Genomic DNA, 586 nt, shown 5'->3' with positions numbered 1-586 from the left:
GGTTTACTTAGCACCAGGTGCCATCGTATTTATGGCGTTCTACTCTTTGCCATCGGAATACTCAACGTTGAACCAAGATATTGTCGATTTGCTACGTCATAAGGTTGGCCTGTAATGCTGAAACAGAAATCATTCCCTCTATCGGCAGTGTGTGCATCGGTTACCTGTGCTTTATTAATGACCAACAGTGCTTCCGTTTTTGCCGAAACAACCATAGATTCCTCTTCGATTCGAGCAGAAAAATCATCATTCGACGACACTGAATACAGAACATCGCAAATGAACTTTGGTGGTGTTGGCTTAATGCAAATGCCAACAGGCCGAATGGCACCAGAAGGTGAGTTCAACTTTAGCGCCTCGTTTAATAACGAATACTACTTTTATAACGTGAGCCTGCAGGTGATGCCTTGGCTTGAAACCACCATTCGTTATACACAAGTACAAGATCTCTTTTATAGCGGTGGTGGCAATCAAGATTGCTCTCAAAACTCATTCAGTGGCTGTACTAAATACACAGATAAAGGCATCGACTTTAAACTGCGTTTAATCGAAGAAGGGTACTACTTACCAGAAGTGTCAGTAGGCG

General features: G+C 42.8%; 2 protein-coding genes. Both read left to right on the top strand.

Annotated elements, in window-relative coordinates; genetic code table 11:
* On the top strand, positions 1–115 hold a 115-nt coding region (locus AB4486_RS26090), incomplete at its 5' end, for a capsule biosynthesis GfcC family protein (protein WP_372119653.1).
* Positions 115–586: YjbH domain-containing protein (locus AB4486_RS26085; RefSeq protein WP_372119651.1), on the top strand; the 472-nt coding region annotated here is incomplete at its 3' end. The genes AB4486_RS26090 and AB4486_RS26085, both read left to right, overlap by 1 nt.

The organism is Vibrio sp. 10N.222.55.C6 (genome assembly GCF_041473395.1).
Lineage (GTDB): Bacteria > Pseudomonadota > Gammaproteobacteria > Enterobacterales > Vibrionaceae > Vibrio > Vibrio crassostreae_C.
This window is presented reverse-complemented; position numbering and strand designations above follow the sequence as displayed.